The sequence below is a fragment of the Ramlibacter sp. genome (assembly GCF_041916345.1).
GTDB lineage: Bacteria > Pseudomonadota > Gammaproteobacteria > Burkholderiales > Burkholderiaceae_C > Ramlibacter.
Genome location: NZ_JAYRZR010000048.1, coordinates 23571 through 30124 on the forward strand (window position 1 = coordinate 23571; position 6554 = coordinate 30124).

A 6554-nucleotide genomic window follows, 5' to 3' on the forward strand; every position below is an offset into this window, starting at 1 on the left:
GCGGCCGATTGTCCCAGATGCCCCCGCCGGCTCAGGCCGACAGGCCCAGTCGCCCCAGATCGCCACGGCCTTCGCGCAGCACCACCGCGTCTTCCCCCGTGCCCATGGGTGTGAGGTCGATCACCGAGGTCGGCTGGTCCGGGCACGCGCCGGCGGCGATGACGGCGGCCACCTGGTGCTCGAAGCGCTCGCGGATCTCGTGCGGGTCGTTCAGCGGCTCGGTCTCGTCGGGCGGGATCAGCGTGGTGGCCAGCAGCGGGGCGCCATGCAGCTCCAGCAGGGCCTGCAGCGTGCGGTGCTCGGGCACGCGCAGGCCGATGGTCTTGCGCTGCGGGTGGCTCACCCGGCGCGGCACTTCCTTCGTCGCTTCCAGGATGAAGGTGTAGGCGCCGGGCGTGGCGGACTTCAGCAGCCGGTACTGGCGGTTGTCCACCCGCGCGTAGCTGGCGAGCTCGCTCAGGTCGCGGCACAGCAGGGTGAGGTGGTGCTTCTCGTCCACGCGGCGGATCTGCCGCAGGCGGTCGGCCGCGGCCTTGTCGTCGAGGTGGCAGACCAGGGCGTAGCTGGAGTCGGTGGGCACCGCCACCACGCCGCCGCCGTGCAGCAGTTGCGCGGCCTGCTTCAGCAGGCGCGGCTGCGGGTTGTCGGGGTGGACGTCGAAGAACTGGGCCATGTCGGTTCAGGCGGCGGCGCTGGCGCGCTGCTCGCGCACGGTGAGCCAGGCGCCGGCGGCGCCGCAGGCGGCGATGAGCGCGATGCCGGCCAGCGAGAGCGCATCGGGCATGTGGGCGAACACGATCCAGCCGCCCAGCATGGCGAAGCCGATCTGGCTGTACAGGTAGGGCGTGAGCGTGGCGGCAGGGGCGCGGTAGTAGGCCATGATCAGCATGAAGTGTCCCACCGATCCGGCCAGGCCCATCAGGCACAGGCCCGCCCACCAGACCGGGGCGAAATCAGTGGTCCACACGAAGGGCAGCGCGAGCGAGGCCACCAGCGTGCCCGTCCAGCCGGTGTACAGGTGCATGGTGACCGGGTCCTCGGTGCGTGCGAGGCGGCTGGTGAGCACCTGGAACCAGGCGTTGCTGGCCACCAGGGCGATGGGCAGCAGGCCGGCCCAGCCGAAGCTGCCGGCGCCGGGGCGGATGATGATCAGCGTGCCGGCGAAGCCGCCCGCGACCAGGGCCCAGCGCAGGCCGGACACGGGTTCCTTCAGCACGGTGGCGGCCAGCAGCGTGATCGCCAGGGGCGTGATCATCACGATGGCGGTGAACTCGCCCACCGGCAGGTAGCGCAGGCTGGCGAAGGCGAGCAGGCTGCTGGTGAGCAGCAGCAGGCCGCGCAGCAGGTGCCAGGGAAGGCGCCGGGTGCGCCACACGGCCATGCCGCGCCGGGGCAGCACGACAACGGTGGTGGCCAGGGCCTGAAAGCAGTAGCGGAACCACAGCGCCATCAGCAGCGGCACGGCCACGCTCACGGCCTTGGTGGTGGTGTCCAGGGTGGCGAAGCAGGCGCTGGCGCCCACCACCAGCGCGATGCCGGCCAGTGGCCGGTGGGGCCCGTGCGGGCCGCTCACTGGATGCGCTCGGCCAGCAGTTCCCACACCGGGGTCAGCTCGCCAGGCAGCCAGGGCAGCTTGCCCAGGTCGGTGTGGCTTTCGTCGGGGCTGTGGAAATCGCTGCCGCGCGAGGCGGCCAGGCCGAACTCGCGCGCCATGCCGGCGTACTTCACCGCCTCGGCGGCGGTGTGGCTGCCGGTCACCACCTCCACGCCGGTGCCGCCGTGCGCCTTGAACTCGGTGAAGAGCGCGTATTCCTCGTTCGCGGTGAACTTGTAGCGTGCCGGGTGCGCGATGACGGCGGCGCCGCCGGCCTGCACGATCCAGCCCACCGCGTCGCGCAGGGCGGCCCAGCGGTGCGGCACGAAGCCGGGCTTGCCCTCGGTGAGGTAGCGGCGGAACACCTCGGACGTGTCCTTGCACACCCCGGCGTCCACCAGGAAGCGGGCGAAGTGGGTGCGGGAGATCAGCTCGGGGTTGCCCACATAGCGCAGCGCGCCCTCGTAGGCGCCAGGAATGCCGACCTGGGCCAGGCCATCGGCGATTTCCTGCGCGCGGCTGCCGCGGCCGCCGCGCGTGGCCCGCAGGCCGTCGCGCAGGCGCTGGTCATCCGGGTCGAAGCCCAGGCCGACGATGTGCACCGTCTCGCCGGCGAAGGTGACGGAGATCTCGGTGCCCGTGAGGTACTTCATGCCCACGCCCGCCGCCGCCGCGGCGGCGCGATGCTGGCCGCCCACCTCGTCATGGTCAGTCAGGGCCCACAGTTCGACGCCGTTGGCCGCGGCCCGCTCGGCCAGCACCTCGGGGGTGAGGGTGCCGTCGGAGACGACGGAGTGGCAATGCAGGTCGGCGTTGAGGATGGGCACGGCTTCGATTCTAGGGGGAGCTCCCCACGGATGCTGGCAGCAGAGGGCATGACCCTCATTGCGGCATAAGCCGGCGACCGTACCATCGGCGCACCCCGTCGGAAGCCCGCCCATGATCGTCGTCCATCACCTCAATCACTCCCGCTCGCAGCGCGTGCTGTGGGCGCTGGAGGAGCTGCAAGTCCCCTACGAGATCCGCCGCTACGAGCGGGACCGCGAGAGCATGCTGGCGCCGCCGGAACTGCGGCAGGTGCATCCGCTGGGCAAGTCGCCCGTCATCACCGACGGCGCGCTCACGCTGGCCGAATCGGGCGCCATCCTGGAGTACCTGGTGGATCGCCACGGCCCCGCGCGCCTGGCGCCGCCGCCCGGCACGCCGGAACGCGTGCAGTACACCTACTGGATGCACTACGCCGAGGGCTCGCTCATGCCGCCGCTGCTGCTGAAGCTGGTGTTCGACCAGATCGAGAAGGCGAAGATGCCCTTCATCGCGCGCCCGTTCGCGCGCGCCATCGCGCACAAGGTCAAGTCCGCCTTCGTGCTGCCGCAGATCAAGCGCCACCTGGACTACCTGGAGGCGCACCTGGCCGACCGCGACTGGTTCGCCGGCCGCGACTTCAGCGCCGCCGACATCCAGATGAGTTTCCCGCTGGAGGCGGCCGCCGCGCGGGGCGGGCTGAATGCCAGCCGGCCGCGCCTGATGGCCTTCCTGGAACGCATTCATGCCCGGCCGGCCTACCAGCGTGCGCTGGCGCAGGGCGGGCCGTTCGAGATCGTGGGATAGGGGCCGGCGCGGGCGGTGGGCCCCGCAAAGCCAGATGACCGGCGCCCCCTTTGACCCGCATCAACCCCCGCGACGGCCCGCGTGCCTAGATTGGGCGCCATGGCATCGCAGGCGACTCCGCAGCGGCCGCGCGTCCTCGCGCGGGGCAGGCCCGTCGCCGGATCAGGCCGGCAGCGGGCGGCGCGGTGGGGCGTTCGGTGAGCCCGGCGCGATTCGCCGCGGCCGCGCTGGTGGCCCTGGTGGCGACCGCGCTGCTGTCGGCGGTCGCCGGCGGCCTGCTGCGCGCCGGCGTGCCGCTGCCAGCCGGCGGTGACTGGCTGCCGCGCGCGGCCGTCTGGCATGCGGCGCTGATGATCTGCGGCTTCATGGGCACGGTGATCGCCATCGAGCGCGCGGTGGCCCTCAAGGCTCGCTGGGCCTGGTCGGCGCCGGCGCTCTCGGCGGCGGCCACCGCGACGCTGCTGGCCGGCCAGCGGGCCGCCAGCGTCACCCTGCTGGTCGCGACGGGCCTCTGCTTCGTTGCCGTCAACCTCGCCCTGCTGCGCCGTCAGGACGCGCTGCATACGCGCGTGCTGGTCGGCTCCGCCGGTTGCTGGCTCGCGGCCCACCTGCTGTTCGGCCTCGGGTTCGACGCGGCGGCGGTGCACGGCTGGTTCGCCTTCGTGATCTGGACCATCGCCGCCGAGCGGCTGGAGATGACGCGCCTGATGCGCCGGCGGCGGGCCGCCGCGCCCGCGCTGGTGGCGCTGCTGGCCGTGATGGCCGGCGCGGTGGTGGCCGCCCCCGCCTGGCCCGTCGCCGCCGGCGTGGCCTATGGCGCCGCGCTCACGGGGCTGGCCGCCTGGCTGCTGGCCTATGACATCGCGCGGGTCACCATCGGCTCGCACGGGCTGGCGCGCTACATGGCGCTGTGCCTGATCGCCGGCTACCTGTGGCTCGCCTTTGCCGGCCTGGCCTGGGCCGGCGCCGCGCTGGGCCTGCCGCTGCGCGACGCCGCGCTGCATGCGGTGGGCATCGGCTTCGTGTTCAGCATGATGATGGCGCACGCGCCGGTGATCCTGCCGGCGGTGGCGGGCATCAAGCTGCAGTTCGGCCCGGCCTTCTACCTGCCGGTGACCCTGCTGCACCTGTCGCTGCTGGTGCGCCTGGGCCCGGGTCTGGCCGGCGGCCCGTGGCGGGCGGCCGGCGCGGCGCTCAATGCCCTGGCCATCGCCGCCTTCGCGGCCACCGCGGTGGCCGCCGCCATCGCCTGGCGCCGCCGGCATGGCGTGCTGCCGGCCTGACCCGTCTGCCACCCCCCGCATCGATCCCGCATGCTGTCGCCCGCCCAGGAGCCCACCCCATGAAGACGCCCTATCCCTATGACGGCCCGGCCGAGTGGCAGGAGCCGGTCGAGAACGCCCTGCGCGAGGTGACGGATCCCGAGGTCGGCCTGAACATCGTGGATGTCGGCCTGGTCTATGGCGTCACCGTGCAGCCGCAAGCCGTGACGGTGCGCATCACCATGACCTCGGCCGCCTGCCCGCTGGGCGACGTCATCATGGAGGACGTCGCCGCGCGCGTGACGCAGGCGCTGCCGGCCGGCACCGACGTGCGGGTCGAGCTCGTCTGGGAACCGCCCTGGACGCCGGAGCGGCTGAGCGATCATGGCCGGCAGATGATGGGCTGGTAGGCCCGCGACGCTACGCGCTCGTGCGGGCCCCCGCGCCGGCGCCCGTGCGCGAGCGCGCCACGCGCGGCGTGCGCCGCGGGCTGGCTGTTTCCGGGGCGGGGGTGTCCGTGGCCACGGCCGATCCGCGCACGACCAGCTCCTCCCGCAGGCGCACCACATCGCCCACCACCACCAGCGCCGGTGAGCGCACCTCGTGCGCGCGCGCCAGCGCCGCCAGGGTCAGCAGCGTGCCGGTCACCACGCGCTGCTGCGGCGTGGTGGCGCGCTCCACCACGGCCGCGGGCATGTCCACCGCCATGCCATGGGCGATCAGCTCGCGGCAGATGCGCGGCAACGCGCGCAGGCCCATGTAAAAGACCACCGTCTGCCGTGGCCGCGCGAGCGAGGCCCAGTCGCAGGCGGGCTCGTCGTCCTTGGTGTGGCCGGTGACCAGCACCACCGACGACGCGTGATCGCGATGCGTGAGCGGAATGCCCGCGCAGGCGCTCATGCCCTGCGCGGAGGTGATGCCGGGCACCACCTCGAACGGGATGCCCGCGCGCGCCAGCGCCTGCGCTTCCTCGCCGCCGCGGCCGAACACCAGCGGATCGCCGCCCTTGAGCCGCACCACCTCGGAGCCGGCCGCCGCGAAGCGCACCAGCATGCGCGAGATCTCCTCCTGCGGCACCGCGTGGCAGCCCTCCTGCTTGCCCACGTACACGCGCAGCGCGTCCGCGGGCACGAGGCCGAGCACCTCGTCGCCGACCAGGTGGTCGTACAGCACCACCCGCGCCCGCGTGAGCAGGCGCGCCGCCTTGATCGTGAGCAACTCGGGATCCCCCGGGCCGGCGCCGACCAGCCAGACCTTTGCAGCAGTGTTCATGCGCTGCATCTTCCCGGCGCCGAAGCTCGCGCACCTTGAACCAGTTCAAGGACGGCGCGGGCCGCCGGACCGAGCATCCGCCTCGAACCCTTCAGGAGAAACGCATGAAGCCATCGAAGACGGTCGCCGCGGTGCTCGCGGCCCTGGGCCTCGCCGTCGCCCAAGCGCAGGACACGCAGAAGCCGGTGAGTCCGGCGGAGCTCAACTACCAGGCCGGCTCGTCGCCCCTGGCCAACGAGCCGATGTACCAGAGCACGAACCCGAAGGCGCCGCCCATGACGCAGGCGGAGTTCGAGCGCGCTCGGCAGACCTACTTCGAGCGCTGTGCCGGCTGCCACGGCGTGCTGCGCAAGGGCGCCACCGGCAAGCCGCTGACGCCCGATCTCACGCTGGCGCGCGGCACCGAGTTCCTGAAGGTCTTCATCGGCTACGGCTCGCCGGCCGGCATGCCCAACTGGCTCACCTCGGGCGAGTTCGACGAGAAGACGGTGGACCTGATGGCGCGCTACATCCAGCACGATCCGCCCCAGCCGCCGGAGTTCGGGATGGAGCAGATGAAGGCCACCTGGAAGGTGCTGATCCCGCCGGACCAGCGGCCGAAGAAGAAGATGAACAGCTACAACATCGACAACATCTTCTCGACCACGCTGCGCGACACGGGCGAGGTGGCGCTGATCGATGGGGACACCAAGAAGATCCTCAACATCGTGAAGACCGGCTACGCCGTGCACATCTCGCGCATGTCGGCATCCGGCCGCTACCTCATGGTGATCGGCCGCGACGCCAAGGTCAACATGATCGATCTGTGGATGGAA

The 6554-nt window shown here is 72.4% G+C and carries 8 protein-coding genes; 4 read left to right on the plus strand and 4 right to left on the minus strand.

All coding sequences use genetic code 11. The features are described 5' to 3' along the window. Positions 1–31: 31 nt before the first annotated feature. The 3 genes from ACE3T5_RS13355 to ACE3T5_RS13365 are packed head-to-tail and all read right to left on the minus strand — an operon-like array spanning position 32 to position 2421. Positions 32–673 (minus strand): L-threonylcarbamoyladenylate synthase, encoded by a 642-nt coding sequence (locus ACE3T5_RS13355; RefSeq protein ID WP_374668429.1) that lies wholly within the window; start codon positions 671–673, stop codon positions 32–34. A gap of 6 nt (positions 674–679) precedes the next feature. Further along, the gene (locus ACE3T5_RS13360) at positions 680–1573 is read right to left on the minus strand and encodes a DMT family transporter (RefSeq protein WP_374668431.1); all 894 of its coding nucleotides are present in this window, start codon (positions 1571–1573) and stop codon (positions 680–682) included. Continuing rightward, the gene (locus tag ACE3T5_RS13365; protein WP_374668433.1) at positions 1570–2421 is read right to left on the minus strand and encodes a 3',5'-nucleoside bisphosphate phosphatase; all 852 of its coding nucleotides are present in this window, start codon (positions 2419–2421) and stop codon (positions 1570–1572) included. The genes ACE3T5_RS13360 and ACE3T5_RS13365 overlap by 4 nt, the downstream gene beginning before the upstream one ends. Positions 2422–2533: 112 nt before the next feature. Here ACE3T5_RS13365 and ACE3T5_RS13370 point away from each other — a divergent pair, with 112 nt between their 5' ends. The 3 genes from ACE3T5_RS13370 to ACE3T5_RS13380 all read left to right on the plus strand — a co-directional run bounded on the left by ACE3T5_RS13370 (position 2534) and on the right by ACE3T5_RS13380 (position 4877). Beyond that, positions 2534–3205, plus strand: coding sequence for a glutathione S-transferase family protein (locus ACE3T5_RS13370; protein WP_374668436.1), 672 nt, complete (start codon positions 2534–2536; stop codon positions 3203–3205). Positions 3206–3402: 197 nt separating this feature from the next. Further along, a complete protein-coding gene (locus ACE3T5_RS13375) occupies positions 3403–4488 on the plus strand; it encodes a hypothetical protein (RefSeq protein ID WP_374668438.1) in 1086 nt (361 codons plus the stop codon). 59 nt (positions 4489–4547) lie between these two features. Next, positions 4548–4877 carry a metal-sulfur cluster assembly factor gene (locus ACE3T5_RS13380; protein WP_374668441.1) on the plus strand — a complete coding sequence of 110 codons (330 nt, stop codon included), beginning with the start codon at positions 4548–4550 and terminating at the stop codon, positions 4875–4877. A gap of 10 nt (positions 4878–4887) precedes the next feature. Here ACE3T5_RS13380 and cobA read toward each other — a convergent pair whose 3' ends face one another. After that, on the minus strand, positions 4888–5739 hold the full coding sequence (gene cobA, locus ACE3T5_RS13385) for a uroporphyrinogen-III C-methyltransferase (RefSeq protein ID WP_374668443.1): 852 nt from the start codon (positions 5737–5739) through the stop codon (positions 4888–4890). 104 nt (positions 5740–5843) lie between these two features. Between cobA and ACE3T5_RS13390 the strand changes: the two genes are divergently transcribed. Next, positions 5844–6554, plus strand: a 711-nt coding sequence (locus ACE3T5_RS13390; protein ID WP_374668444.1) for a cytochrome D1 domain-containing protein, incomplete at its 3' end; no start/stop codon positions are given.

Coding starts and splice junctions, on each gene's coding strand:
- cobA (WP_374668443.1), bottom strand. CDS start 5,739: ATGAACACTGCTGCAAAGGTCTGGCTGGTCGGCGCCGGCCCGGGGGAT.
- ACE3T5_RS13380 (WP_374668441.1), top strand. CDS start 4,548: ATGAAGACGCCCTATCCCTATGACGGCCCGGCCGAGTGGCAGGAGCCG.
- ACE3T5_RS13355 (WP_374668429.1), bottom strand. CDS start 673: ATGGCCCAGTTCTTCGACGTCCACCCCGACAACCCGCAGCCGCGCCTG.
- ACE3T5_RS13370 (WP_374668436.1), top strand. CDS start 2,534: ATGATCGTCGTCCATCACCTCAATCACTCCCGCTCGCAGCGCGTGCTG.